This is a genomic window from Pseudomonas sp. GL_139_B, from assembly GCF_057834475.1.
Window position 1 is genome coordinate 5,558,348 of the sequence record NZ_CM174403.1, and the last position, 25,448, is coordinate 5,583,795.

Below are 25,448 nucleotides of genomic sequence, written 5' to 3' on the forward strand. Positions count from 1 at the left end.
TTCACCTTATTCAAACTTGTGCGATCCACTTACGATGGGTATGGATCGACATCAAAACCCCAAACGCTGACAGCAGCGTTACCAGCGAAGTTCCTCCGTAGCTAATGAACGGCAACGGCACCCCCACCACCGGCAACAGGCCACTGACCATACCGATGTTGACGAAAACATAAACAAAAAACGTCATGGTCAAACTGCCCGCGAGCAATTTACCGAACAATGTCTGGGCCTGAGCGGTAATCACCAGCCCGCGACCAATCAACAACAGGTATATCAACAGCAACGCGCAAATGCCGACCAGCCCGAACTCTTCGCCCAATACCGCAATAATGAAGTCGGTGTGGCTTTCCGGCAGGAAGTCCAGGTGCGACTGGGTGCCCAGCAACCAGCCCTTGCCAAACACACCACCGGAGCCAATGGCGGCTTTCGACTGGATGATGTTCCAGCCAGTCCCTAACGGATCGCTCTCCGGGTCAAGGAAGGTGAGGATTCGCTGCTTCTGATAGTCGTGCATGATGAAAAACCACATCGCCACGGCCACCGGCACGGCAGCCGCCAGCACGCTGATGATCCAGCGCCATTTCAAGCCACCCATAAACAGTACAAACGCGCCACCGGCCAGGATCAGTAGCGATGTCCCCAGGTCCGGCTGACGCACGATCAAGATAAAGGGCAAGCCAATCAGAAACAGGCTGACCGCAACGTGTTTGAGCTGCGGCGGCAAGGTGCGCTTGGACAAATACCAGGCGATAGTCGCCGGCATCAGGATCTTCATGAACTCAGAGGGCTGGAAACGGATCACACCGGGGATGTTGATCCAGCGCGTGGCGCCCATGGCGTTGTGGCCCATGACGTCCACCACCACCAGTAACAGCACACCGAGCACATAACCGACTGGCACCCAGCGCGCCATGAAACGCGGTTCGAATTGCGCGATGACAATCATCGACACCAGGCCGATGCCGAACGAAGTGGCTTGCTTGGCCAGCAGGTCCCAGCTCTTGCCGCTGGCCGAATACAGCACGAACAGGCTGCCAGCGGCGAGGGTCAGCAGCAAAATGAGCAACGGCCCATCGATGTGCAGGCGTTGCAACAACGTCGCACGACGACGCATCACATCCTCGCTGGAGAGCATGCGATCAAAGTTATTCATCATGGGCCGTGGCCTCCGCACTGATAGGGCTGGCGTATTCGGCCTTGAGATGGCCGTTCTGATCGAGGAGCCAGGCATCCATGATTTGACGCACCACTGGCGCAGCGACCCCGGAACCGGACTCACCGTTCTCGACCATCACTGACACTACGATTTGCGGGTTGTCGGCCGGCGCAAAGCCGACAAACAAGGCGTGGTCGCGGTGACGCTCCTGAACCTTGGAGCGGTCGTACTTCTCGCCCTGCTTGATCGCAACCACCTGGGCCGTACCACTTTTCCCGGCGATCCGGTACTGCGCGCCAATCGATGCCTTGCGCGCCGTACCGCGAGCGCCGTGCATCACCTGCTGCATGCCGTGGTTGACCTTGGTCCAGTCCGACGGGTCGCGCAGGACGATGTCCGGCATCGGGTTTTCATCCTTGGGTTTCTCGCCTTCGACCGTCTTGGCCAGGTGCGGACGGTTCCAGACCCCTTTGTTAGCCACCAGCGCCGTGGCCTGAGCCAGTTGCAGCGGCGTGGACTGCATGTAGCCCTGGCCGATCCCCAGAATCAGGGTTTCGCCCGGGAACCAGGCCTGGCGGCGGGTCGCACGCTTCCACTCACGGGTTGGCATCAGGCCCGGCGATTCTTCGAACATGTCCAGCGAGACCTTTTGGCCGATGCCGAATTTGCCCAGATACGACGACAACCGATCGATCCCCAGCTTGTGAGCCAGGTCATAGAAGTAGGTGTCGTTGGAGCGCATGATCGCCGTGTCCAGGTCCACGTAACCGTCGCCGGTGCGGTTCCAGTTACGGTATTTGTGATCGTAATTGGGCAGCTGGTAATAACCGGGGTCGAACACGCGGGTCGACGCGGTGACAACCCCCGAATCCAGACCGGCAATCGCCACCGCCGGCTTGATGGTCGAACCCGGCGGGTACAGACCACGCAGCACGCGGTTGAACAGCGGCCGGTCGATGGAGTCACGCAGCTCGGAATAGGCCTTGGTACTGATGCCAGTGACGAACAGGTTCGGGTCGAAACTCGGCTGGCTGACCATCGCCAGCACTTCGCCGGTTTTCGGGTCCAGCGCCACGACGGCGCCACGACGACCGCCCAGTGCCGCTTCGGCCGCTTCCTGCAATTTGATGTCCAGGCTCAGGACGATGTCCTTGCCGGAAATCGGTTCGGTACGCTTGAGCACCCGCAGCACGCGGCCACGGGCGTTGGTCTCGACTTCTTCGTAACCGACCTGTCCGTGCAATTCCGGCTCGTAGAAGCGCTCGATGCCGGTTTTACCAATTTGATGGGTGCCGCTGTAGCTCACCGGGTCCAGCGTCTTGAGCTCTTTCTCGTTGATCCGCCCCATGTACCCGACTGAGTGCGCAAAATGCGCGCCCTGCGGATAGTGGCGAACCAGCTGCGCAACCACTTCCACGCCCGGCAGGCGGAACTGGTTCACCGCGATCCGGGCGATCTGCTCTTCGGTCAGCTCGAACAGGATTGGCACCGGCTCGAATGGCCGACGCCCCTGACGCATGCGTTTCTCGAAGATCACCCGATCCTCGGGTGTCATTTCCAGCACTTCGACGATCACGTCGAGCACTTGCTGCCAGTCGCCGGAGCGCTCGCGGGTCATACTCAGGCTGAAGCTGGGCCGGTTATCGGCCACCACCACGCCATTGCGGTCATAGATCAGCCCACGGGTGGGCGGGATCGGCTGCACATGGACGCGGTTGTTTTCCGACAGGGTCGAGTGGTACTCGTACTGGATGACCTGCAGGAAATACAGCCGCGCGATCAGCACACAAATAAGCGTCACAACCGCAATTGCACCGAACACGACGCGACCACGCACCAGACGGGCGTCTTTTTCGTGGTCCTTGATACGGATCGGCTGAGACATGAGGGCAGAACTACTTGTGGTAAGGGTGGCCGGACAAGACTGTCCAGGCCCGATACAGCTGTTCGCCGATCAGGATTCGCACCAGCGGGTGCGGCAACGTCAACGGCGACAATGACCAGCGCTGATTAGCTCGGGCACAGACTTCCGGCGCCAGCCCTTCAGGGCCGCCGACCATGAAATTCACCGTGCGCGAGTCCAGGCGCCAGCGGTCGAGTTCGACCGCCAACTGCTCAGTGCTCCAGGGTTTGCCGTGAACTTCGAGGGTGACAACACGCTCATTCGGCCCGACCTTGGCCAGCATGGCTTCGCCTTCCTGACGGATGAAGCGCGCCACGTCGGCGTTCTTGCCACGGGTGTTGAGCGGTATTTCCACCAGTTCCAGCGCCAGCTCGGACGGAAGACGCTTGGCATATTCATGCCAGCCTTCCTCCACCCACTTGGGCATCCGTGAACCGACGGCGATCAGTCGCAGTCGCACAGCGGGCCCTTATTGCTGGTCTTTGTTGAGCTTGATGAAATGCTCGTGGGTATTTTCCGGGCTGTGGTGAGCCGCGTTCAGAGCACGGCTCTGTTCAGCGCCGGACCACAGACGCTCCAGGTCGTAGAACTGGCGAGCCGAGGCGGTCATCATGTGCACGATGACGTCGTCCATATCCAGCAGCACCCAGTCGCTGTCGCCCTTGCCTTCTTCACCCAATGGCTTGACGCCCTGGGCTTTGACGGCTTCGCGAACCTTGTCCAGCATCGCGCCGATCTGGCGGTTGGACGTACCGGTAGCGATGATCATGAAGTCAGTGATGCTCTGCTTTTCACGAACGTCGATCACCTGAATGTCCTGGGCCTTGACGTCTTCCAGGGCCGCTACGGCAACCTTGACCAGTTCTTCACCGACCAGTTCCGGGCCGGTGGGTGCTGCTACTGGCAGTGGGGCGCTTTTGAATGTGCCTTTGCGCTTTACTTTAGCTACGTCTTTGTCAGTCATATAAAACTCGTTTTGCTCGTATGTTCGGGGGCTTCGATACACGTGATCACGTGCTTGAAGCGCGCCTCTTTTCAGTTCGACGCACGGTAAAGTCCGTGCGCATCGATGTAGGCCAGGACCGCGTCGGGCACCAGGTAACGTACCGACTTACCGCTGGCCAGCAGTTGACGGATCTGGGTGGCGGATACCGCGAGCGGTGTCTGCCAGACGAATGCAATCTGTCCGCTCGGCCCTTTGAGGGCCAGCGGGTCGCTCACCGAGCGCGCTGCCAGCAGGTTGCGCAAGGCATCCGGCGGTTCGCTGTCGGCATCCGGGCGTTGCAGCACCAGGATGTGGCAATGCTGGAGCAACTCCTCCCAGCGGTGCCAAGTGGGCAGGCCGCAAAATGCGTCCCAGCCCAAAAGTAGAAATACCTGAGTCTCGGCGGCCAGTTCGGCGCGCATCAGCTCCAGGGTATCGATAGTGTAGGACGGTTTGTCCCGCTGCAATTCGCGGGCATCCACCACCAACGGCGCCACACCGGCCACCGCGCACTCGACCATCGCCAGACGGTCATTGGCCGACACCTGCGGCGTACCGCGATGCGGCGGCCTGGCACTGGGTGTCAGACGCAACTCATCGAGCGCCAACGCCTCGGCGACTTCCAGCGCACCTCGCAGATGGCCAATGTGCACCGGGTCGAACGTACCGCCCAGCATGCCAATCCGGCGAGGCTGAGGCTCACGCGGGGTGACCGGGGCTGTCGAGTCAAGGTCGCTCAAGTCAGACTGACGCCTGGCCGCGCAACTGGCCATCACCGACGACGATGTACTTCTCGCAGGTCAAACCTTCGAGACCCACCGGGCCGCGGGCGTGCAGCTTATCAGTAGAAATGCCAATCTCGGCACCCAATCCGTATTCAAAGCCATCAGCGAAGCACGTCGGGGTGTTAATCATCACCGACGACGAATCGACTTGCGCGACAAAACGCCGTGTGTCGGCGAGGTTTTCGCTGACGATCGAGTCGGTGTGATGGGAGCCGTACTTATTAATATGTTCGATGGCCTGATCCAGCCCGTCGACCACGCGAATCGACAGAATCGGCGCCAGGTATTCAGTGGTCCAGTCTGTTTCGGTGGCCGCTACGGCATCGATGATCGCTCGTGTACGTTCGCAACCGCGCAGCTCGACGCCTTTTTCGCGGAACTGGGCAGCCATCGATGGCAGGAAACTTTTGGCAACGGCTTGATCCACCAGCAGCGTTTCCATGGCGCCGCAGATGCCATAACGGTAGGTCTTGGCGTTGAAGGCAATGCGCTGGGCTTTAGCCAGATCGGCATGTTCACTCACGTAAACGTGGCAGATGCCGTCCAGGTGCTTGATCACCGGCACGCGCGCATCACGACTGACACGCTCGATCAAGCCACGGCCGCCACGGGGCACGATGACGTCGACGTATTCCGGCATGGTGATCAGCGCGCCAACGGCGGCACGGTCGGTGGTTTCGACCACTTGCACCACGGCGGCCGGCAGCTCGGCTTCGGCCAGGCCGCGCTGGATGCAGGCGGCGATGGCGCGATTGGAATGGATCGCTTCGGAGCCGCCCCGCAGAATCGTGGCATTGCCAGACTTGAGACACAGGCTGGCGGCATCGATGGTCACGTTCGGTCGGGATTCGTAGATGATCCCGATCACGCCCAACGGCACGCGCATCTTGCCAACCTGAATACCCGACGGCCGGAAGCTCATGTCGCGAATCGCGCCGACCGGGTCCGGCAATGCGGCCACCTGACGCAGGCCGACGATCATGCCGTCAATGCGTTCCGGGGTCAGCGCCAGACGCTCCAGCAAGGCAGGTTCGAGACCATTGGCGCGACCCGCGGCCAAATCCAGCTCATTGGCCGCCGTCAGCTCGGCGCGTGCAGCGTCCAGCGCATTGGCAGCGGCCTGCAAGGCGCGGTTTTTCTGCGCGGTGCTGGCACAGCCGATGACGCGAGAGGCTTCGCGGGCGGCGCGACCCAGGCGGGTCATGTAGTCAAGAACGGACTCAGTCATTGTCTGCGGTGGTCTTGGCAAAGAGGAAAGCGGCAGATTATAGCTGTCGCGTCTCCCGACTAACAGCGGTGACGGGCGGATGGTCGAAATCGAGGGCAATTTGCCGACGTTCAGCCGTGATTAAGCTGCAAATTGTTATCATCACCGTTCAATCAGCCCTGATAAACGCCGTTCATCATGTCCAACCTGACTGTTCGAGCGTCCGCTGCAAGCCGGCCCACCGGTCTTTCGGACGCGTTTTTCGACCGTGACGCGCAAGCTCTGGCCCGGGATTTACTCGGAAAAGTCATTCGTCATCGGGTCGGCGACCTGTGGCTCAGCGCCCGGATTATTGAAACCGAAGCCTATTACTTTGAAGAAAAAGGCAGCCACGCCTCCCTCGGCTACACAGAAAAGCGTAAGGCTTTGTTTCTGGATGGCGGCCACATCTATATGTATTACGCCCGTGGTGGCGATTCTTTGAATTTCAGCGCCAAAGGTCCTGGCAATGCGGTGCTGATCAAATCAGCCTATCCATGGGTCGATGAACTGAGTGGCCCGGCGAGCCTGGCGCAAATGCTATTGAACAATCCTGACGCCCAAGGCCGCCCTCGCCCCTCGCAAAAGCTGTGTGCCGGACAGACCCTGTTGTGCAAGGCCCTGGGTTTGAAGGTGCCGGTCTGGGACGCCAAGCGTTTCGATCATGATGTGTTACTGGTGGAAGACATCGGCCCGGCGCCTGCTCACATCATCCAGACCACGCGCCTGGGCATCCCCCATGGGCGCGACGAACATTTGATGTACCGCTTTGTCGATGCGGCTTACGCGCCGTATTGCACGCGCAATCCGCTGCGACGGGGGCAGGTCGAAGGTCGCGATTATTTTCTACTGTCTTGAAGATGGATATCCCCCAAGGGATCTGTAGTGTTTTGAAGAATGCGTTCCTCCCCCATGGGACCAATGAGTATTTATGGAGTTGTTTTTATGGGCCCATGGCTCGATAGCATCACCGGTTGGTTAACGGTCAACCCGCAATGGCTGGCTGCAGCGGTGTTCATAGTGGCCTTTGTGGAGTGCCTGGCGATTGCCGGGCTGATCGTGCCCGGTACGGTGTTGCTGTTTGCGGTGGCGGTACTGGCTGGCAGCGGCGCGTTGTCGTTGAGTGAAACGCTGTTGTTGGGGTTCATCGCCGGTGTGCTGGGCGATGTCGTGTCCTACTTCATCGGTCGACATTTCCATCAGAACATCCGGCGGCTGCCGGGTTTGCGCCATCACCCGGAATGGATTACCGGCGCCGAGGCGTATTTCCAGCGCTATGGCATCGCCAGCCTGTTGGTCGGGCGCTTTATCGGGCCGCTGCGCCCGATGCTGCCGATGGTTGCCGGAATGTTCGATATGCCATTCCCGCGATTTCTCGCCGTCAGCCTGCTGGCTGCCGCGGGGTGGAGTGTGGCGTACTTGCTGCCCGGCTGGGCGACGGGCGCGGCGATTCGCCTTCCATTGCCGGAAGGCTTCTGGCCTGAGGCGGGAGTCGTCGCTGGCGCTATTGCTGTCATGATTGGCTTGAGCGTCACCAGCAGCCTGCGCCGTCATCGCAAGGCGACGATGCTGATTGCCGGAATGAGCTTGCTGATTCTGGCGGGGCTGTTTATCGGCTACCCGTACCTGACCGCGCTTGATCAGGGCGTGATGACCTTGGTGCAGGAACACCGCGGCCCGACGCTCGATGAAGTGGCGGTCGTCTTTACGCTGATTGGCGAGTTTCGCAACATGCTGCTGTTCAGCGCACTGCTGACCGGCCTGCTGTTGATCACGCGACAATGGCGGCAGGCGATTTTTGCCGGCAGCACCTTGCTCTTCACCGCGCTAGGGAATACAGCAACCAAACACTTCTTCGCCCGCGTGCGCCCCGAAGTGCTCAGCGATCCGCTGACCAGCTACAGCATGCCCAGCGGCCATGCCTCGGGGGCATTCGCGTTATTCCTGACCCTCGCGGTTCTGGCAGGTCGTGGGCAACCACCGCGGATGCGCCTGACCTGGTTGCTGCTGGGCTGCTTGCCGGCATTGGCGATTGCGTTGTCGCGGGTGTATCTGGGCGCGCATTGGCCGACGGATGTACTGGCCGGCGCCATGTTGGCTGCCTGTGTTTGTGCGGCGAGCTTGTGGCTCAGTCAGCGCAAGACACCGCTCAACGCCATGCCGCCCAAGGTCTGGTGGCTGGTGTTGCCGGCGCTGATGGCATTGTTTGCGTTCTTTGCGTTGCGGCACTTGCCGAATGCGATGTTGCGGTATGCCTATTGACGTGCGCCCTATCAGCCGCAATCAGGCAAACAACTCCCCCTGCAACTCATCCAGCAGCGCCTGAATCGCATCCAGTCGCTGCTGCGGATCGTCGAGTTGCAACAGGTCAATTTTGTCCACTTCCGCGAACGGCAGCAAATAGGCCAACTGATTAGCCAATGATTGTTGCCCGGTCGCCTCAGTGCCCATGTTCAATGCTTCGACCATCGGGTGTTCGGCCAACGCCTTCAGGAGCGCCACCAAATCGGCGTCTTCATCCTGCAGCGGCTGTTCAGGCTCGTCTTCAAGCCACTCGACGTCGGCGACGGTCAACTGGTCGCGCTGAACCTCGGTGTGCAAGACATGAAAACGCCGCCCGCCCTGCACGCGAATCCCCAGCAGGCCGTTGTCCTGCTGTTTGAAATCGGTGATCAGCGCTTCACATCCCACCAAGGCATACCCTGCCGGAGCGATGCCGACTTCTTCGCCGTCGAGGATGCACACCACGCCGAAGCCGCCGCCCTGTTTCATGCAGCGGCTGATCATGTCCAGATAGCGCGCCTCAAAGATCTGCAAATCGAGGATGCAGCCAGGAAACAGCACTGTGTTCAGCGGAAAAAGCGGCAAACTCATAGACATTTCCTTACACCATCATCGACACCGCCAACGGCAGGAACACCGCCGTGGCCACGCCCATCAGACTCATCGCCAGCGCCGCAAACGCGCCGCACTCTTCACTTTCCTGCAAGGCCACCGAAGTGCCCACCGCATGGGCGGTCATGCCCAAAGCCATGCCGCGAGCCTCAGGGCTGTGCACGCCGAGCCGGGTCAACAAACTCGGACCGAAGATCGCACCGATCACGCCGGTGATCAACACGAACACCGCTGCCAGTGCCGCGACGCCGCCGATCTGCTCGGCCACCAGCATGGCAATCGGCGACGTCACCGACTTGGGTGCCATGGTCATCAGGATCATGTGTTCGGCACCGAACTCCCAACCCAGCAACACGCCCAGGCCCGTGGCCACCACGCCACCTATCACCAGCGTAGTAAATATCGGCCAGAACAACTGCCGAATCCGCCGTAAATTGAGGTACAGCGGCACGGCCAGCGCAACGGTTGCAGGCCCGAGCAATATGCTAAGGATCTCGGTGCTCTTGCGGTATTCGGCGTACGTCAGGCCGCATGTCAGGAGAATACCGATCACCACCAACATCGAGACCAGCACCGGTTGCAAAAAGATCCAGCGGGTTTTTTCGAAAGCCGCCAGCACCAGCTGATAAGCACCCAATGTAATGCCGATGCCGAACAACGGATGGTGAATCACCGCCTCAAGCGCTCCATGCCAATCAAGGGTCATTGGTCATCTCCGTGAGGGGCGTGGCGCTTGACCATGCGTTGCATCAGCACCCCGGCGAAGGCCATGGACAGCACCAGCGACAACACCAAGGCGCCGACGATGGCCCAGAAATCAGCGGCAATGTCCTTGGCATACACCATCACGCCCACGGCCGGCGGCACCAGCAGCAACGGCAAATAACGCAGCAGACTGCTGGCCGCCAGGCTCAGCGGCTCACCGACTTGTCCGCGCGAAATCAGGTACACCAGCAACAACAGCAAACCGATAATCGGCCCCGGCAGCACCGGTAAAAACAAGTGGTTGATGGCTGTGCCCAGCAATTGGAACAGCACCAGCCAGGTCAGGCCACGTAACAACATCCGGCATCTCCCGTGCTCTCCCCACCAAAAAGGGGCCGAGCATTATAAGCACGTCAGCGCTATGGATCGGCATTCGCCAAAAGCATGGACAGTTGACCGGAGCCATTTGCCATGTTGATCTAAAGTGGTTCACAGGGAGGTCAAATCCCCCCACCCGAAAAACTATAAATCCGATGAAACCCAAGGAGAGTCTCAATGCCCCATGTTCCGGTTGCAGAACTCAAAGATTATGTCGGCAAGGAACTCGGACGTTCCGAATGGCTTACCATCGATCAGGAGCGCATCAACCTGTTCGCAGAAGCCACAGGTGACTTTCAGTTTATTCATGTCGATCCGGTCAAAGCCGCGCAAACGCCGTTTGGTAGCACCATCGCACATGGATTCCTGTCGCTGTCACTGATCCCGAAGTTGATGGAAGACATCCTCGTCATGCCAGAAGGCTTGAAGATGGTGGTCAACTACGGCCTCGACAGCGTGCGCTTCATTCAGCCGGTCAAGGTCAACTCGAAAGTACGCCTCAAGGTCGAGTTGGGCGAAGTCACCGAGAAAAAACCAGGCCAATGGCTGCTCAAAGCCATCGCCACCCTTGAGATAGAAGGCTCGGACAAACCAGCTTATGTTGCAGAGTCCCTGTCCCTCTGCTTCGTGTAAGTCTCCGGGTCGCGAAACAGCTCACGCTGTTTCGCGACCGTCTCTATATATACGACACATAGCTGCGGCATACTCCGTCGCCTAATTGCCCGGATCCTGCTATGCGCTCACTTGCACTCCTTGCCTTGACCCTGTTGCTCACCGCTTGCGGCGACGGCGAATCGCTGTTGCCCCCCGATGCCCGCTTGCCGGACGGTGGACGCTATCGAGGGGATCTGGTTGACGGCTTGTTGCAAGGCCAGGGCCGCATCGACTACCCGAACAAGAGCTGGTACGCCGGTGAGTTCGACAAGGGTCAATGGCATGGCCAAGGCGAATGGCATGGCAGCAACGGCGAGGTCTTTCGCGGGCAATTCAATCAGGGCCTGTTCGACGGCCAAGGCACGTTGACCACGCCTGAGAGCAGTTACACCGGCGGTTTCAAACTCGGCCGGCGCGAAGGCGAAGGCACGCTCAAAGAAAGCGGCATAACCTATCGCGGCGAATTCAAGGCCGATCAATATTCAGGGCTCGGTCATCTCGAACTCGACGACGGCAGCTCCTACCAGGGCCAGTTCGCCCAAGGCAAACCCAACGGTGAAGGCCAGCGTGGCGACGCCAGCGGCAATCAGTTCACCGGGCATTTTGTCAACGGACAGCTGGAAGGCAACGGCACCTTCAACAGCGCCGAGGGCGACATTTACGTCGGCGGTTTCAAGAATAATCAATTGCACGGCAAGGGCCGCTACGAGAATGCCGACGGCGATGTCTGGCTGGGTCAGTTCAAGGAAGGCTCGTTGAACGGCAAGGGCGAGTTGATCGGTGCCGATGGCAGCCACTACATCGGCCGGTTCAGCGACTGGCGCTTCACCGGCCAAGGGCGACTGAACCTGCCGGACGGCAGCTTCTACACGGGCCAGTTCGACAATGACAGTTACTCGGGACGCGGCACGCTGGTGCTGACTGACGGCACCGTGCAAAGCGGCACATGGATCAATGGCCAACGTGTGCGTGACGCCGATGGCAAGCTGCTGCCCGATAGCCTTGAGCTCGGTTTGCTGGCTCAGGGCCGCTTGCTCGACGACGCACTGCTTAACGTTCCGAGCTCGACTCCGGCCGTCGAGTTGTACACCCTGACCTTGGGTGGTGACGGCAAACAAAGCGTGTTTTTGCGCGAATCCGATTATGTCAGCAACATGCTCAGCAGCCGCTTCGGTGCATTTGGTCAGATCCGTCTGGTGAATCATCGCGACCACATGGTCGACCGGCCGATGGCCACCCGGGAAAACCTGCGCCGCGCCGCACTGACGCTGGCCGAACGCAGCGGCCCGGAAGATTTGATCTTCATCTACCTGACCAGCCACGGCACCAGCGAACACGAATTGGTGCTCGATCAGCCGCGCATGGAACTGTCGGATCTGCCGGCCGATGAACTCGCCGCGGTGCTTGCACCCTTGAAGAATCGCGACAAGATCATTGTGATTTCGTCCTGCTACTCCGGCGGTTTCATTCCCGCCCTCAAGGACGAACGCACCTTGATCATCACTGCCTCGCGGGCAGATCGCGTGTCCTTCGGCTGCTCCGAAGAAGCCAACTCCACCTACTTCGGCAACGCCCTGTTCACCCAGGCACTGAACCAGACCGACGACCTGGAGCAAGCCTTCAAACTGGCCAAGGCGACTGTCGCCGAACGCGAAGTGGCGGACGGCTTCGAAGCCTCTGAGCCGCAGATGTGGGCGCCTAAAGGGGTGATTGCGCACTGGCAGTTGTTACGCAAGCAGCAGGCACGAAAAGCGCTACAAAGTATCTCTACCGACAGCAAGGACTCAAAGAACAACTAAGCTGAACAGTATCAAGGGGGAAACACTATGTACTTGACGCCTCAGCATGTATTGCTTGCCGGAGCTACCGGGTTGACCGGTGAACACTTGCTTGATCGCTTGCTCAATGAGCCCACCATTTCAAGGGTATTGGCCCCTTCACGGCGACCACTGGCCAAACATCCCCACCTGGAAAACCCGGTCGGCGACCCAACGGTGTTTCTGCCGCAATTGAACGGTCGCGTCGACATTGCCTACTGCTGCCTCGGTACCACAATCAAACAGGCCGGCTCCGAAGAAGCGTTTCGCGCGGTCGACCTCGACATGGTGGTGGCTTTCGCCAAACGCGCACGGGAAATGGGCGCACGGCACCTGATCGTAATCAGCGCCTTGGGCGCCGATCGCAGATCCAAGATTTTCTATAACCGGGTTAAAGGCGAGATGGAACACGCATTGCGCGCGCAGGACTGGCCGCAATTGACCATTTGCCGCCCTTCTCTACTGCTCGGTGATCGCGTCACGCCACGTCTGGGTGAGAAAATTGCCGGCCCGCTGTCGCGCCTGATCCCGGGCAAATATCACGGCATCGAAGCCTGCCAACTGGCCCGGGCGATGTGGCGCTTGGCGCTGGAAGAGCAGGATGGGGTTCGGATTGTTGAATCGGATGAGTTGCGCAAACTAGGCAAGTAACTCTGCGGCGCCTATAAGTCCGCCTTCGCGAGCAGGCTCGCTCCCACACTGATCCGCATGGGCCACAAATCCAATGTGGGAGCGACGGTGCGACGATTCGACCTGCTCGCGATAGAGCGCGAAGCGCTCTCCTACAACCCGCCCGTCGCCTGAAAACTCACCCCGATCACCGTCAGCAGCGATAACGGCAACAGCAGCGTATCGAGCAACGCGCTGGCTGGGAGGTCAACGCCGGGGTAACTCGGCGCCTCGGCGCCAAAGTGGTCCTTGGCGCAGCACCCACCGTTCATGGCGTATACATCCAGACGCGTCCCCGCATACACCAGCGGCGCCCCCGGCTTGGCAGCATCAAGGGTGCGCGCCGTGGCACAGCCCGTCAGTTGCAACACCAGCAGAAGGATCAGTAGCTTATTCATCGCTGCTCAAATGGTGTTCGCCCCAGCGTGGCAGCATGTCCTGGGGGATGTTCAACAGATTGAGAATCCGCGCCACGACAAAGTCGATCAGGTCATCAATCGTCTGCGGCTGATGATAGAAGCCCGGTGAGGCCGGCAGGATCGTCACGCCCATGTTCGACAGCTTGAGCATGTGCTCCAGATGAATACTCGAATACGGCGCTTCACGCGGAACCAGAATCAACTGGCGACGCTCCTTCAAGGTGACGTCGGCGGCACGTTCAATCAGGTTGTTGCAGGCACCGGTCGCAATGGCCGACAACGTCCCCGTGGAACACGGCACCACCACCATCGCCGCGGGCGCACCGGAGCCCGAAGCCACTGGCGACATCCAGTCTTCTTTGCCATACACCTTGATTTGCCCGACCGCTGCACCGGTGTATTCGGCAAGGAAGGCTTGCATCATCTGCGGTTTGGCCGGCAGCGTCACGTCAGTCTCAGTGGCCATCACCAGCTGTGCCGCCTTGGAAATCAGGAAGTGCACTTCGCGATCTTCACGCACCAGGCAATCGAGCAGGCGCAAACCGTACTGGGCGCCGGAAGCGCCGGTCATAGCCAGCGTGATGCGATCCGGGCCGCTGCTCATTGCAGCGCCTCGGCAAGTTTGCCGTGCAGGCCACCGAAGCCGCCATTGCTCATGATCACCACGTGGGTCCCGGGCCGGGCCTGGCTCTTCACGCGTTCGATGATGCCTTCCAGCGAATCGCTGACAATCGACGGCACAGTGCACAGCGCTGCCGTGCCGGCCAAATCCCAACCGAGGTTGGCCGGGGCATACCAGATCACCTGATCGGCATCGACCACGCTTTGCGGCAAACCGTCGCGGTGCGCGCCGAGCTTCATGGAGTTGGAGCGTGGCTCGATGATCGCGATCAACGGCCCATCGCCGATGCGTTTGCGCAGGCCATCAAGGGTGGTGGCGATGGCAGTCGGGTGGTGCGCGAAGTCGTCGTAGATGGTTATGCCGCGTACTTCGGCGACTTTTTCCATACGGCGCTTAACGCTTTTGAACGCGCTCAACGCGGCGATGCCCATAGAAGGCACTACGCCGACATGACGCGCAGCCGCCAACGTAGCCAAGGCATTGGCCACGTTGTGCTGACCGGTCATGTCCCACTCGACCACGCCTTGGGAAACGCCTTCGAACATCACTTCGAATTTCGAACCGTCTTCGCTCAGCAGCTTGACCTGCCACTGACCGCCAGCACCGGTGGTTTGCACCGGGGTCCAGCAGCCCATTTCGATGACGCGCTGCAACGCCGGTTCGGTGGTCGGATGGATCACCAGGCCTTCGCTTGGAATGGTTCGCACCAAATGGTGAAATTGCCGCTCGATGGCTGGCAGATCAGGGAAGATGTCTGCGTGATCGAACTCAAGATTGTTCAGGATCGCCGTGCGTGGGCGGTAGTGAACGAACTTGGAGCGTTTATCGAAGAAGGCGCTGTCATATTCATCGGCTTCGATCACGAAGAACGGCGTGCCGCCCAAGCGTGCCGACACCGAGAAGTTCTGCGGCACGCCGCCAATCAGGAAGCCCGGGCTCATGCCCGCGTGCTCCAGGACCCAGGCGAGCATGCTGCTGGTGGTCGTTTTGCCGTGAGTGCCGGCGACGGCCAACACCCAGCGACCTTGCAACACATGATCGGCCAGCCATTGCGGGCCGGAAACGTACGGCAAACCTTTGTTCAGCACATATTCGACGGCCGGGTTACCGCGCGACATGGCGTTGCCGATCACCACCAGGTCCGGTGCCGGATCGAGCTGGGAAGGATCGTAGCCTTGGGTCAACTCAATGCCCTGAGCCTCAAGCTGAGTACTCATCGGCGGATAGACGTTGGCATCGGAGCCGGTCACGTGATGGCCCAGTTCCTTGGCCAGAACCGCCATCGAACCCATGAAGGTGCCGCAAATACCCAGAATATGAATGTGCATAGTCGACCTCGTAAAACATGGCCGCAGGTTAGCGTAGGGAGGGGAAAATCGCACCTTGTGTTTCGGATGACCTACGGTGCTTTCCCCCACACTACACAATATCCGGACTCACCTGACGTCAGACTGCACTGCAATTGACTCGATTTGCTCTAATAATGTTACCCAAGACTTTGAAACGATCACCTGGAGCCGCTTGTGAAAAACAACACTTCTCAGCTCGACATCGCACCTGCATCAGGAACGAAAAAAATGTCCGCAGGACAGCGAAAATTCAACGGCCTCATCAAGAAAATCGAAAAACAGCGCCTGATTCTCCAGGAGTGGAAAGCCACTACCCCCATTTATGTCGAACGCTGGCACCGCGAGTTCGTCCCCCAACTCGACAAATTTCATCAATGCAATCTTGAGCTTGTGCATGTCCTGGATGGTCTCAGCGAACGGATCAAACTCTCGAAAACCGATCGCCAGACATTGGTTCAGGAAATTTTGGCTCAAGCCTACTCGTTGATCGATAGCGACAACTGCAACGCGGAGGAGGAGGCCACGTTGAAAGCGCTGTACAACAAACATAGCGGTGGTGACTTCGATGCTGATGAGCGCGAAAGCGACGAGTTGCTCAAACTGGGGTTGCAAGACATTTTCGGTGTTGAATTGGACGATGATGTCGACATGCAGTCCCATGAAGACATTGCGCAACGAATCTTCGAACAGCAGCACGCCGAAACGGCACAGCAACAAAAACCGGGTAAAAAAAACGCACGCCAACAGCGCATGGAAGCAGAGGCGGCCCAAGCTAGCCAATCTTTGCGTGAGGTTTACCGCAAACTGGCCAGTGCCCTGCACCCCGACCGGGAAACCGATCCGAACGAGCGCAAACGCAAGACCTCGCTGATGCAACGCGTCAACCACGCCTACAGCGAGCGGAACCTGCTTGAGCTGCTGCAACTGCAGTTGGAAATGGAGCACATCAACGCGGACAGTCTCGAAACACTTTCCGCTGATCGACTCAAGCACTACAACCATGTTCTGGCCGAGCAGCTCGGTGAGTTGCAACAGGAAGTGATCGACCACGAGCGGGCGTTCAAACAGCAATTCAACCTCGATCCATTTGATGAGGTGATGCCTCAGAACCTGACTGACATCTATCAATGCCAATTCGACATGCTGCGCACTGACATCGAAGAACTGAGCATTTTGTGTGAGGAGCTTACGGACCCCAAAATACTTAGGACATGGCTTAAGGAACAAAGGGAGTTTCAAAAGGCCATGGAACTTGACGATGACCTGTTCGATGACTTCCCGGGTACATTTTTTCGCTGAAATACGGTCGGCCGGTTTTACTTAAACGCCTACTCTCTAACGGGCGATACCATGTTTACGCAATTTTCGATAGAGGGTATTTCGGCTGACCCCCAACTGCAAAGCGGTATGGGTCATATGCCAACGCGTATGCTCCAGCGCGTTCAATAACGCCAGCCGCTCGGCATCTTCCAACGGATGGTCCGATGACTCTTCTACAGCCCTGACCGGCCGCGCCTGACGAATCATCGCCGGTAAATCCTCCAGCCCGATTCGCCCGCCGTCACACAATGCCGCCAACGTGCGCAGCACATTGCGCAACTGCCGCACGTTGCCCGGCCAGGCAAAACCCAGCAAGGCTTCCCGCGCCGGTCCGTCGATCAGAATGGTTTCCCCACCTGCCTCTTCGGCCAGTAAAAAATCGAGCAACTGCGATTTATCACTACGCTCACGCAATGCCGGCAACGCCACTTCCAGCCCATTGAGCCGGTAATACAAATCCTCTCGGAAACTGCCGTCCTGCACCCGATCCAGCAGATTACGGTGAGTCGCGCTGATGATTCGCACGTTGACCGCTTCCGGCTCCCCGCCAATCGGCACCACCTGCCGGTCTTCCAATACCCTTAACAGTCGGGTCTGCAAGGCCAACGGCATGTCGCCGATTTCGTCGAGAAACAGGGTCCCGCCATCGGCCTGCTGCAACTTGCCACGCATGCCTTCCTTGCGCGCGCCGGTGAAGCTGCCGCCGCGATAGCCGAACAACTCGCTCTCGATCAGGCTTTCCGGAATGGCCGCACAGTTGAGGGCGACGAAGGCTTTTTCCGCCCTTTGACTGGCCTGATGCACGGCTTTGGCGAACGCCTCTTTGCCGGAACCGGTTTCGCCATTGATCAGCAGCGGGACATCGCGCTCGAACACCCGCAGCGACTTGCGAAAATCCTCCTGCAGCGCGGCATCACCGATGCAGATGCCCGACAGCCGTGGACGTTCGGCAATCGCCGGGCGTTGCACCACGGGCACTGGAATACTGCGCGGCTGCCCACGCAACACGGCAAACAGACTACGGCCGTCGCGGGTGCGCAACGGCCAACTGGCACTGGCATTCACACTGGCGCGGCCGAGCAATTCATCCAGCGAACAGTCGAAAAACGCTTCCACCGGTTTTCCGAGCAAGCCGCCGCGAATGTGCCCAAGCAGGTTCAGCGCGCTTTGATTGACCGCACAGATCCGCCCTTCCCCGTCGAACGCCAGCAGTCCTTCGCTGAATAACCCGACGGATTCGGCCTGCAAGTGAAAACGCAGCAGCCATTGGTTGTCGAAGTAGCGCAGGAAATAACAGCTCTCAATCATCTTCGCCGACAGATTAACCAGGGCCATGGTGTGGAACTGGCTCTGGCGTGATACGTCGTGGCGCGCCGAGGACACGTCGAGAACCGCCAGCAATTCACCATGAGGATCGAAGACCGGGCTCGCCGAGCAGGTCAGGCCGGTGTGGCGTCCGCGAAAGTGTTCGTCCTGATGAATGGTCAGCGACTGACGCTCTACCAGACACGTGCCGATGCCGTTGGTGCCTTCGCAGGCTTCGCTCCAGTCGGCGCCGAGCCAGAGGCCGGCACGTTCGAAAATCTTCCGTTCGGCGGGCGCAGTAACGCAATTGAGGATCACGCCCCGGGCATCCGTCAGCAGCACGGCGTGACCGGCGCCGGAGAGTTGTTGGTGGAGGCTGGACATTTCACCGCCGGCGATGTGCAGCACCTGCTGCAAACGTTCGCGGCTTTCCAGCACGCGGCCGTGCTCCAACACGGTGGGCGCCATCGTCAGGGCCGGGTCGAGGTGATAATCCTCAAGACAGCGCAGCCAGGAGCGGGCAATGGACGGATCGCTGCCGGGGCCGTGCAGGTGCGATTTACCCTGAGTCACGGTCAAGACTTGCTGGGCATGGCGACTCAAATGGTTGTCGTGCATTTCTTATTATTCTCCCCACAAGGTCTGGCTCGCCCCCATGTAGCAGCTGCCGAAGGCTGCGTCCGGCTGCGAAGCCGTCATAAAACTTGTGTCCCGTGTGCATGACCGAATACGAGGCGAGCGCTGCGCACTCGTGCGCAGCCTTCGGCAGCTGCTACATGGAGCGCGAGTCCGAGCATCCTCCAGCCTAGCGTGCATTGCAATGCTTGCAAGACCGGCCATTCACCGGCTGTGTCACAAACGGTACAAAGTGTCACGCCGACTGTACCGAAACCGTCACAGGCACCGCCCGCCTGTCCGACAAAAACCACGCAAAGCCTTGATTTGCCTGACCTGCAAAGCAGTGGCGCGACCTTTGCTCTACGCTTATACAAGCGCACATGCGCTCTCCCTTATAAGCACAAAAGCCAAGGAGAATCCCACCATGCGTTACGCTCACCCCGGTACTGAAGGCGCTATCGTTTCGTTCAAGAGCAAATACGGTAACTACATCGGCGGCGAGTTCGTCGCGCCTGTCAAAGGTCAGTACTTCACCAATACCTCGCCAGTGAATGGCCAACCGATTGCCGAATTCCCGCGCTCCACCGCCGAAGACATCGACAAGGCCCTGGACGCTGCCCACGCCGCCGCCGATGCCTGGGGTGCCACGTCCGCCCAGGCGCGTTCGCTGGTGCTGCTGAAAATAGCCGACCGCATCGAGCAAAACCTGGAACTGCTGGCAATCACCGAATCCTGGGACAACGGCAAAGCCGTTCGTGAAACCCTCAACGCCGACATACCGTTGGCGGCCGACCACTTCCGCTACTTCGCCGGTTGCATCCGCGCCCAGGAAGGCAGTGCTGCCGAGATCGACGGCAACACCGTCGCCTATCACATCCACGAACCGCTGGGCGTAGTCGGGCAGATCATCCCCTGGAACTTCCCGATCCTGATGGCCGCCTGGAAACTCGCCCCGGCCCTGGCCGCCGGTAACTGCGTGGTGCTCAAGCCTGCCGAACAAACCCCGCTGGGCATTACCGTGCTGGTCGAACTGATCGGCGACCTGCTGCCACCCGGCGTGCTGAACATCGTGCAAGGCTTCGGCAAAGAAGCCGGCGAAGCGCTGGCCACCAGCAAACGCATTGCCAAAATCGCCTTCACCGGCTCGACTCCGGTCGGCTCGCACATCATGAAATGCGCCGCCGAAAACATCATTCCGTCCACCGTGGAGCTGGGTGGCAAATCGCCGAACATATTCTTCGAAGACATCATGAAGGCCGAACCGTCCTTCATCGAAAAAGCCGCTGAAGGCCTGGTGCTCGCCTTCTTCAACCAGGGCGAAGTCTGCACCTGCCCGTCCCGCGCGCTGGTGCAAGAGTCGATCTACGACGACTTCATGAAAGTCGTGATGAAAAAAGTCCTGTCGATCAAACGTGGCGACCCGCTGGACACCGACACCATGGTCGGCGCCCAGGCATCCGAGCAGCAATTCGACAAAATCCTTTCGTATCTGGAAATCGCCAAGGGCGAAGGCGCCGAGTTGCTGACCGGCGGCAAGATAGAAAAACTCGAGGGCAACCTGGCAACCGGGTATTACATCCAGCCGACCCTGCTCAAGGGCACCAACAAAATGCGCGTGTTCCAGGAAGAAATCTTTGGCCCGGTGGTGAGCATCACCACCTTCAAGGACGAAGCCGAAGCCCTGGCCATCGCCAACGACACCGAGTTCGGCCTGGGTGCCGGCCTCTGGACCCGCGACATTAACCGCGCCTATCGCATGGGTCGCGCCATCAAGGCCGGTCGTGTGTGGACCAACTGCTACCACCTGTACCCGGCGCATGCCGCGTTCGGTGGCTACAAAAAGTCCGGCGTCGGCCGTGAAACCCACAAAATGATGCTTGATCACTATCAGCAGACCAAAAACCTGCTGGTGAGCTACGACATCAATCCGCTGGGCTTCTTCTAAAAACCGGGGGCGGTGCAGGGAGTTCTGCATCGCCCTTTCTATAGCTAGCGCGAGCAGGCTCGCTCCCACATTTGCACCGCGCTCCCCCTGTGGGAGCGAGCCTGCTCGCGATGGCGTCATCGAAGGCACCCAAAACATCGCTCTGGCCGCTCTGGCACGGGCTTTGCGTGCCCGCTTCACAGCTAAAACGTCGTACCGCAAGTCCAAAAGATCAAACAATAAAAAGACAGCGAGGACTTATGACTGCTTCTACACAGCTCAAACCCACACTCGGAACCCTGCACCTATGGGGTATTGCCGTCGGCCTGGTGATTTCCGGCGAGTACTTCGGCTGGAGTTACGGCTGGGGCACCGCAGGCACCCTGGGTTTTCTCGTCACTGCCCTGATGGTGGCGACGATGTACACCTGCTTCATCTTCAGCTTTACCGAACTGACGACCGCGATTCCCCACGCGGGAGGGCCGTTCGCCTACAGCCGGCGGGCGTTTGGTGAGAAAGGCGGATTGATCGCCGGCATCGCCACCCTGATCGAATTCGTCTTTGCGCCCCCGGCCATTGCCATGGCTATTGGCGCTTACCTGAACGTGCAATACCCGGAACTTGACCCCAAGATCGCCGCCGTTGGCGCGTATTTTGTTTTCATGACCCTCAATATCCTCGGCGTTAGTATCGCCGCGACTTTCGAACTGGTGGTCACCGTACTGGCGGTCGCCGAGTTGCTCGTGTTCATGGGTGTCGTCGCGCCAGGCTTCAGTTTCAGTAACTTTGTGCTCAATGGCTGGTCAGGCTCCAATGAGTTCACGATTGCCTCCATTCCCGGCATCTTTGCCGCCATTCCCTTCGCGATCTGGTTTTTCCTCGCAATTGAAGGGGCGGCCATGGCGGCTGAAGAAGCCAAGGACCCGAAACGCACGATTCCCAAGGCTTACGTCAGCGGTATTCTGACCCTGGTGTTCCTGGCCATCGGCGTGATGGTGATGGCCGGCGGCGTCGGCGACTGGCGCCAACTGTCCAACATCAATGACCCGCTGCCCCAAGCGATGAAGGCCGTGGTCGGCAACAATTCAAGCTGGATGCACATGCTGGTCTGGATCGGTCTGTTTGGCCTGGTGGCGAGCTTTCACGGGATCATCCTCGGCTACTCGCGCCAGTTCTTCGCCCTGGCGCGTGCCGGCTACCTTCCAAGCGGCCTGGCTAAACTCTCGCGCTTCCAGACCCCGCACCGCGCCATTCTGGCCGGTGGTGTGATTGGCATCGCGGCGATTTACAGCGATGGCCTGGTCAACCTGCAAGGCATGACCCTGACGGCGGCGATGATCACCATGTCGGTATTCGGTGCCATCGTGATGTACATCATCAGTATGCTGAGCCTGTTCAAACTGCGTAAGACCGAACCGAACCTGGAACGCACCTTCCGCGCACCGGGCTATCCGATTGTGCCGGCGATTGCGCTGTTTCTGGCAGTGGTGTGCCTGGTGGCCATGGCCTGGTTCAACACGCTGATCGGCTGTGTGTTCCTCGGCTTCATGGCGGCCGGTTACCTGTATTTCCAGCTGACCGCCCAGCAACGCGCCGATGCGCCGGCCGACGCGATGCTCGAAGGTATTTGAGTTGCACCGGCGCCGGGCCAATCGCCCGGCGCCTGCCATATTGAAGTGCATTGAGATCCAATGTAGGAGCGAGCTTGCTCGCGAATGCGGTGTGTCATCCAGCACATGCATCGGGTGTGACGCCGCTTTCGCGAGCAAGCTCGCTCCTACAAGGGACGTCAGTGTTATCAAGACTTGTACAGTTCAGGAGGACACCATCCCATGGCCACATTTGCCCACTCCGTCGGCGCTCAGACCTATCGCTTCGAGAGCCTCAAGGACGTCATGGCCAAGGCCAGTCCAGCGCGCTCCGGTGATTTCCTGGCGGGTGTCGCTGCGCTCAATGATGGAGAGCGGGTGGCCGCGCAGATGGCCCTGGCTGACATCCCGCTGAGCCACTTCCTGCAGGAAGTACTGATTCCTTATGAGGCCGATGAGGTCACCCGACTGATCATCGACACTCACGACAAACACGCCTTCGCCGTGGTCAGCCATCTCACCGTCGGCGGTTTTCGCGACTGGCTGCTCAGTGATGCCGCCGATGAACAGAGCCTGCGCGCGCTCGCCCCCGGCCTGACACCGGAAATGGTGGCCGCCGTGTCGAAGATCATGCGCGTCCAGGACCTGGTGCTGGTGGCGCAAAAAATCCGCGTGGTCACCCGGTTTCGCGGCACCATGGGATTGCGTGGCCGGCTATCCACTCGCCTGCAACCCAATCACCCCACCGACGAGCCCTCGGGCATTGCGGCGAGCATCCTCGACGGCCTGCTGTACGGAAATGGCGACGCGATGATCGGCATCAACCCGGCCACTGACAGCATCGCGTCGATCTGCGCGATGCTGGAAATGCTCGACGCGATCATCCAGCGCTACGAAATCCCGACCCAGGCCTGCGTGCTGACCCACGTCACCACGTCGATCGAGGCGATCAATCGCGGGGTTCCGCTGGATCTGGTATTCCAGTCGATTGCCGGCACCGAAGCGGCCAATGCCAGTTTCGGCATCAACCTGAATGTCTTGAAGGAAGGTTATGACGCCGGTTTGAGCCTCAATCGCGGCACGTTGGGTCAGAACCTGATGTATTTCGAAACTGGTCAGGGCAGCGCACTGTCGGCTAACGCCCACCACGGCATCGATCAGCAGACCTGCGAAACCCGCGCCTACGCCGTAGCGCGTCACTTCAAGCCGTTTCTGGTCAACACGGTCGTAGGCTTCATCGGCCCGGAATACCTCTACAACGGCAAACAGATCATTCGCGCCGGTCTCGAAGACCACTTTTGCGGCAAACTTTTGGGCGTGCCGATGGGCTGCGACATCTGTTACACCAACCACGCCGAAGCCGACCAGGACGACATGGACACCCTGCTGACCTTGCTGGGCGTGGCCGGGATCAACTTCATCATGGGCATACCCGGCTCCGACGACATCATGCTCAACTACCAGACCACCTCGTTCCACGATGCCCTCTACGCCCGTCAGACCCTGGGCCTGAAACCCGCACCGGAATTCGAACAGTGGCTGACAAAAATGGGCATCTTTACCCAGGCAGACGGCAAAATTCACTTCGGCGACAGCCTGCCCCCGGCCTTCCGCCAGGCGATGGCGCAATTGGGATGAGTGCCTTCATGGAAAAACCACCCGTTGATCCACAGAACCCGTTGCTGGAATTGCGGCGCCTGACACCGGCACGAATTGCCCTGGGGCGCACGGGCACCAGCATGCCGACCAGCGCCCAACTGGATTTCCAGTACGCCCACGCTCAGGCGCGGGATGCGGTGCATCTGCCGTTCGACTCGACAGGGCTCAGCTCGCAACTGGCCGAGATCGGGCGCGACAGTGTGTTGCTGCACAGCGCCGCCACGGACAGAAACAGCTACTTGCAGCGCCCTGATCTGGGTCGAAAGTTGAGCGATGAGTCGGCGCGGACACTGCGCGCCTATGCCTCGGCCAATCCCGGCGGTGTCGATCTGGTGATTGTGGTGGCCGATGGGCTGTCGGCGCTGGCCGTTCATCGCCATACCCTGCCGTTTCTCGCGCGCTTGGAAGAACAGGTGCAGGCCGAAGGCTGGTCCGTGTCGCCAGTGATGCTGGTCGCTCAGGGCCGCGTTGCGGTGGCCGACGAGATCGGTGAACTGATGCGGGCGAAAATGACGGTCATCCTGATCGGTGAACGTCCTGGACTCAGTTCCCCGGACAGTCTGGGGTTATATTTCACTTACAATCCCAAAATCGGCCTGACAGACGCTTATCGCAATTGCATCTCCAATGTCCGGCTCGAAGGCCTGAGTTACGGCATGGCGGCACATCGTTTGCTTTATTTAATGCGCGAGGCCTGTCGCAGACAGTTGTCAGGGGTCAATCTCAAGGATGAAGCGCAGCTTCAGACTCTGGACTCAGACGCAGGAGCGGACATGAAACGCAACTTCCTGTTGGGTCAAGCAGATGCCTGAACCGTTTCTGCATTGCGTTACTGCGCAGGTTTAAGGCAGGATCGACGAACGGCCGCCACGGGTTTCCCATCGCCGTCACGCAAGACAGCCACTTGAAGTCGAGACCTACCATGCGGATTATTCAAGCGACCCTCGAACACCTGGACCTTCTGACGCCACTGTTCGTGAAATACCGTGAGTTTTATGGATCCCTGCCCTACCCGGACTCGTCCCGAGCGTTTCTGGAGAAACGCCTGCGTCGCAAGGAATCAGTGATCTATCTGGCGCTGTCCGATGACGACAACAACAAACTGATGGGTTTCTGTCAGTTGTATCCGAGCTTTTCGTCCCTTTCGCTTAAACGCGTGTGGATCCTTAACGACATTTATGTTGCCGAAGACGCCCGCCGCCAATTGGTGGCCGACAACCTGATCCGTACTGCGAAAAAAATGGCCAAGGAAACCAATGCCGTGCGCATGCGCGTTTCCACCAGCAGCCACAACGAAGTCGCGCGCAAAACCTACGAATCCATCGGGTTCAAGGAAGACACCGAGTTCAAGAACTACGTACTGCCGATCAGCGACAGTCTCTGACTCACATCGCCTAGTGTAGGAGTGAGCCTGCTCGCGATGGCTTCACCTAGGTGAATCTGTCATATC

The 25,448-nt window shown here is 59.4% G+C and carries 24 protein-coding genes; 11 read left to right on the plus strand and 13 right to left on the minus strand.

From position 1 onward, the window contains the following. Positions 1–10 precede the first annotated feature (10 nt). The 6 genes from rodA to AC3ISI_RS25475 form a co-directional block, all read right to left on the minus strand. Positions 11–1,114, minus strand: a complete 1,104-nt coding sequence (gene rodA / locus AC3ISI_RS25450; protein ID WP_050590204.1) for a rod shape-determining protein RodA — start codon at positions 1,112–1,114, stop codon at positions 11–13. Between the two features lie 31 nt (positions 1,115–1,145). Beyond that, a complete protein-coding gene (gene mrdA / locus AC3ISI_RS25455) occupies positions 1,146–3,041 on the minus strand; it encodes a penicillin-binding protein 2 (RefSeq protein WP_489334327.1) in 1,896 nt (631 codons plus the stop codon). 10 nt (positions 3,042–3,051) lie between these two features. Further along, entirely contained in the window at positions 3,052–3,519 is a 468-nt protein-coding gene (rlmH, locus tag AC3ISI_RS25460) for a 23S rRNA (pseudouridine(1915)-N(3))-methyltransferase RlmH (protein WP_489334328.1), read from the minus strand. Between the two features lie 9 nt (positions 3,520–3,528). Beyond that, complete coding sequence (rsfS, locus tag AC3ISI_RS25465; protein ID WP_489334329.1) at positions 3,529–4,023, minus strand: ribosome silencing factor; 495 nt, start codon at positions 4,021–4,023, stop codon at positions 3,529–3,531. Between the two features lie 71 nt (positions 4,024–4,094). Then, on the minus strand, positions 4,095–4,817 hold the full coding sequence (gene nadD, locus AC3ISI_RS25470; RefSeq protein WP_489334330.1) for a nicotinate-nucleotide adenylyltransferase: 723 nt from the start codon (positions 4,815–4,817) through the stop codon (positions 4,095–4,097). After that, on the minus strand, positions 4,786–6,057 hold the full coding sequence (locus AC3ISI_RS25475; RefSeq protein WP_489334331.1) for a glutamate-5-semialdehyde dehydrogenase: 1,272 nt from the start codon (positions 6,055–6,057) through the stop codon (positions 4,786–4,788). The genes nadD and AC3ISI_RS25475 overlap by 32 nt, the downstream gene beginning before the upstream one ends. A gap of 177 nt (positions 6,058–6,234) precedes the next feature. Here AC3ISI_RS25475 and AC3ISI_RS25480 point away from each other — a divergent pair, with 177 nt between their 5' ends. Both AC3ISI_RS25480 and AC3ISI_RS25485 read left to right on the plus strand, forming a co-directional pair. Beyond that, positions 6,235–6,933, plus strand: coding sequence for a DNA-3-methyladenine glycosylase (locus AC3ISI_RS25480; protein ID WP_489334332.1), 699 nt, complete (start codon positions 6,235–6,237; stop codon positions 6,931–6,933). 87 nt (positions 6,934–7,020) lie between these two features. After that, positions 7,021–8,337 carry a bifunctional DedA family/phosphatase PAP2 family protein gene (locus AC3ISI_RS25485; RefSeq protein ID WP_489334333.1) on the plus strand — a complete coding sequence of 439 codons (1,317 nt, stop codon included), beginning with the start codon at positions 7,021–7,023 and terminating at the stop codon, positions 8,335–8,337. A 21-nt stretch (positions 8,338–8,358) separates the two neighbouring features. On the opposite strand, the gene AC3ISI_RS25490 is transcribed toward AC3ISI_RS25485, so the two are convergent. From AC3ISI_RS25490 to AC3ISI_RS25500, 3 genes are read right to left on the minus strand one after another with little or no spacing between them, the layout of a single operon-like run. Further along, positions 8,359–8,949: an LON peptidase substrate-binding domain-containing protein gene (locus tag AC3ISI_RS25490; protein WP_489334334.1), complete on the minus strand. Its 591-nt coding sequence runs from the start codon at positions 8,947–8,949 to the stop codon at positions 8,359–8,361. Positions 8,950–8,959: 10 nt separating this feature from the next. After that, complete coding sequence (locus tag AC3ISI_RS25495) at positions 8,960–9,676, minus strand: LrgB family protein (protein ID WP_489334335.1); 717 nt, start codon at positions 9,674–9,676, stop codon at positions 8,960–8,962. Next, positions 9,673–10,035 carry a CidA/LrgA family protein gene (locus tag AC3ISI_RS25500; protein ID WP_489334336.1) on the minus strand — a complete coding sequence of 121 codons (363 nt, stop codon included), beginning with the start codon at positions 10,033–10,035 and terminating at the stop codon, positions 9,673–9,675. The genes AC3ISI_RS25495 and AC3ISI_RS25500 overlap by 4 nt, the downstream gene beginning before the upstream one ends. 195 nt (positions 10,036–10,230) lie before the next feature. Here AC3ISI_RS25500 and AC3ISI_RS25505 point away from each other — a divergent pair, with 195 nt between their 5' ends. The 3 genes from AC3ISI_RS25505 (at position 10,231) to AC3ISI_RS25515 (ending at position 13,175) form a co-directional block, all read left to right on the plus strand. After that, on the plus strand, positions 10,231–10,686 hold the full coding sequence (locus AC3ISI_RS25505) for a MaoC family dehydratase (protein ID WP_489334337.1): 456 nt from the start codon (positions 10,231–10,233) through the stop codon (positions 10,684–10,686). A gap of 101 nt (positions 10,687–10,787) precedes the next feature. Continuing rightward, positions 10,788–12,506, plus strand: a complete 1,719-nt coding sequence (locus AC3ISI_RS25510) for a C13 family peptidase (RefSeq protein WP_489334338.1) — start codon at positions 10,788–10,790, stop codon at positions 12,504–12,506. A gap of 27 nt (positions 12,507–12,533) precedes the next feature. Then, positions 12,534–13,175: an oxidoreductase gene (locus tag AC3ISI_RS25515; RefSeq protein WP_489334339.1), complete on the plus strand. Its 642-nt coding sequence runs from the start codon at positions 12,534–12,536 to the stop codon at positions 13,173–13,175. 131 nt (positions 13,176–13,306) lie between these two features. Here the strand turns inward: AC3ISI_RS25515 and AC3ISI_RS25520 are convergent, their stop codons facing one another. Genes AC3ISI_RS25520 through mpl form a run of 3 tightly spaced genes read right to left on the minus strand, consistent with a single transcriptional unit; the run spans position 13,307 to position 15,562 of the window. Continuing rightward, positions 13,307–13,591 (minus strand): YceK/YidQ family lipoprotein, encoded by a 285-nt coding sequence (locus AC3ISI_RS25520; RefSeq protein ID WP_489334340.1) that lies wholly within the window; start codon positions 13,589–13,591, stop codon positions 13,307–13,309. Continuing rightward, positions 13,584–14,216: a flavin prenyltransferase UbiX gene (gene ubiX / locus AC3ISI_RS25525; RefSeq protein ID WP_489334341.1), complete on the minus strand. Its 633-nt coding sequence runs from the start codon at positions 14,214–14,216 to the stop codon at positions 13,584–13,586. The genes AC3ISI_RS25520 and ubiX overlap by 8 nt, the downstream gene beginning before the upstream one ends. Then, entirely contained in the window at positions 14,213–15,562 is a 1,350-nt protein-coding gene (gene mpl / locus AC3ISI_RS25530; protein ID WP_489334342.1) for a UDP-N-acetylmuramate:L-alanyl-gamma-D-glutamyl-meso-diaminopimelate ligase, read from the minus strand. The genes ubiX and mpl overlap by 4 nt, the downstream gene beginning before the upstream one ends. Before the next feature lie 249 nt (positions 15,563–15,811). On the opposite strand from mpl, the gene AC3ISI_RS25535 reads away from it, so the two are divergent. Then, the gene (locus AC3ISI_RS25535) at positions 15,812–16,882 is read left to right on the plus strand and encodes a J domain-containing protein (RefSeq protein ID WP_489334343.1); all 1,071 of its coding nucleotides are present in this window, start codon (positions 15,812–15,814) and stop codon (positions 16,880–16,882) included. 36 nt (positions 16,883–16,918) lie between these two features. Here the strand turns inward: AC3ISI_RS25535 and AC3ISI_RS25540 are convergent, their stop codons facing one another. Beyond that, positions 16,919–18,826: a sigma-54-dependent Fis family transcriptional regulator gene (locus tag AC3ISI_RS25540; protein WP_489334344.1), complete on the minus strand. Its 1,908-nt coding sequence runs from the start codon at positions 18,824–18,826 to the stop codon at positions 16,919–16,921. A gap of 424 nt (positions 18,827–19,250) precedes the next feature. Between AC3ISI_RS25540 and exaC the strand changes: the two genes are divergently transcribed. The 5 genes from exaC to AC3ISI_RS25565 all read left to right on the plus strand — a co-directional run bounded on the left by exaC (position 19,251) and on the right by AC3ISI_RS25565 (position 25,382). Continuing rightward, on the plus strand, positions 19,251–20,771 hold the full coding sequence (exaC, locus tag AC3ISI_RS25545; RefSeq protein WP_489334345.1) for an acetaldehyde dehydrogenase ExaC: 1,521 nt from the start codon (positions 19,251–19,253) through the stop codon (positions 20,769–20,771). A gap of 239 nt (positions 20,772–21,010) precedes the next feature. Beyond that, positions 21,011–22,381, plus strand: coding sequence for an ethanolamine permease (gene eat, locus AC3ISI_RS25550; RefSeq protein WP_489334346.1), 1,371 nt, complete (start codon positions 21,011–21,013; stop codon positions 22,379–22,381). A gap of 201 nt (positions 22,382–22,582) precedes the next feature. Further along, positions 22,583–23,977 (plus strand): ethanolamine ammonia-lyase subunit EutB, encoded by a 1,395-nt coding sequence (locus AC3ISI_RS25555; protein WP_489334347.1) that lies wholly within the window; start codon positions 22,583–22,585, stop codon positions 23,975–23,977. 8 nt (positions 23,978–23,985) lie between these two features. Beyond that, positions 23,986–24,810: an ethanolamine ammonia-lyase subunit EutC gene (gene eutC, locus AC3ISI_RS25560; protein WP_489334348.1), complete on the plus strand. Its 825-nt coding sequence runs from the start codon at positions 23,986–23,988 to the stop codon at positions 24,808–24,810. A gap of 110 nt (positions 24,811–24,920) precedes the next feature. Further along, complete coding sequence (locus AC3ISI_RS25565) at positions 24,921–25,382, plus strand: GNAT family N-acetyltransferase (RefSeq protein ID WP_489334349.1); 462 nt, start codon at positions 24,921–24,923, stop codon at positions 25,380–25,382. Positions 25,383–25,448 lie beyond the last annotated feature (66 nt).

What these genes read in the sequence shown, in the direction of transcription:
- rodA (WP_050590204.1), bottom strand. Translation starts at nt 1,114, where the DNA reads ATGCGTCGTCGTGCGACGTTGTTGCAACGCCTGCACATCGATGGGCCG.
- mrdA (WP_489334327.1), bottom strand. Translation starts at nt 3,041, where the DNA reads ATGTCTCAGCCGATCCGTATCAAGGACCACGAAAAAGACGCCCGTCTG.
- rsfS (WP_489334329.1), bottom strand. Translation starts at nt 4,023, where the DNA reads ATGACTGACAAAGACGTAGCTAAAGTAAAGCGCAAAGGCACATTCAAA.
- nadD (WP_489334330.1), bottom strand. Translation starts at nt 4,817, where the DNA reads ATGGCCAGTTGCGCGGCCAGGCGTCAGTCTGACTTGAGCGACCTTGAC.
- AC3ISI_RS25475 (WP_489334331.1), bottom strand. Translation starts at nt 6,057, where the DNA reads ATGACTGAGTCCGTTCTTGACTACATGACCCGCCTGGGTCGCGCCGCC.
- AC3ISI_RS25480 (WP_489334332.1), top strand. Translation starts at nt 6,235, where the DNA reads ATGTCCAACCTGACTGTTCGAGCGTCCGCTGCAAGCCGGCCCACCGGT.
- AC3ISI_RS25485 (WP_489334333.1), top strand. Translation starts at nt 7,021, where the DNA reads ATGGGCCCATGGCTCGATAGCATCACCGGTTGGTTAACGGTCAACCCG.
- AC3ISI_RS25490 (WP_489334334.1), bottom strand. Translation starts at nt 8,949, where the DNA reads ATGAGTTTGCCGCTTTTTCCGCTGAACACAGTGCTGTTTCCTGGCTGC.
- AC3ISI_RS25495 (WP_489334335.1), bottom strand. Translation starts at nt 9,676, where the DNA reads ATGACCCTTGATTGGCATGGAGCGCTTGAGGCGGTGATTCACCATCCG.
- AC3ISI_RS25500 (WP_489334336.1), bottom strand. Translation starts at nt 10,035, where the DNA reads ATGTTGTTACGTGGCCTGACCTGGCTGGTGCTGTTCCAATTGCTGGGC.
- AC3ISI_RS25505 (WP_489334337.1), top strand. Translation starts at nt 10,231, where the DNA reads ATGCCCCATGTTCCGGTTGCAGAACTCAAAGATTATGTCGGCAAGGAA.
- AC3ISI_RS25510 (WP_489334338.1), top strand. Translation starts at nt 10,788, where the DNA reads ATGCGCTCACTTGCACTCCTTGCCTTGACCCTGTTGCTCACCGCTTGC.
- AC3ISI_RS25515 (WP_489334339.1), top strand. Translation starts at nt 12,534, where the DNA reads ATGTACTTGACGCCTCAGCATGTATTGCTTGCCGGAGCTACCGGGTTG.
- AC3ISI_RS25520 (WP_489334340.1), bottom strand. Translation starts at nt 13,591, where the DNA reads ATGAATAAGCTACTGATCCTTCTGCTGGTGTTGCAACTGACGGGCTGT.
- ubiX (WP_489334341.1), bottom strand. Translation starts at nt 14,216, where the DNA reads ATGAGCAGCGGCCCGGATCGCATCACGCTGGCTATGACCGGCGCTTCC.
- mpl (WP_489334342.1), bottom strand. Translation starts at nt 15,562, where the DNA reads ATGCACATTCATATTCTGGGTATTTGCGGCACCTTCATGGGTTCGATG.
- AC3ISI_RS25535 (WP_489334343.1), top strand. Translation starts at nt 15,812, where the DNA reads ATGTCCGCAGGACAGCGAAAATTCAACGGCCTCATCAAGAAAATCGAA.
- AC3ISI_RS25540 (WP_489334344.1), bottom strand. Translation starts at nt 18,826, where the DNA reads ATGCACGACAACCATTTGAGTCGCCATGCCCAGCAAGTCTTGACCGTG.
- exaC (WP_489334345.1), top strand. Translation starts at nt 19,251, where the DNA reads ATGCGTTACGCTCACCCCGGTACTGAAGGCGCTATCGTTTCGTTCAAG.
- eat (WP_489334346.1), top strand. Translation starts at nt 21,011, where the DNA reads ATGACTGCTTCTACACAGCTCAAACCCACACTCGGAACCCTGCACCTA.
- AC3ISI_RS25555 (WP_489334347.1), top strand. Translation starts at nt 22,583, where the DNA reads ATGGCCACATTTGCCCACTCCGTCGGCGCTCAGACCTATCGCTTCGAG.
- eutC (WP_489334348.1), top strand. Translation starts at nt 23,986, where the DNA reads ATGGAAAAACCACCCGTTGATCCACAGAACCCGTTGCTGGAATTGCGG.
- AC3ISI_RS25565 (WP_489334349.1), top strand. Translation starts at nt 24,921, where the DNA reads ATGCGGATTATTCAAGCGACCCTCGAACACCTGGACCTTCTGACGCCA.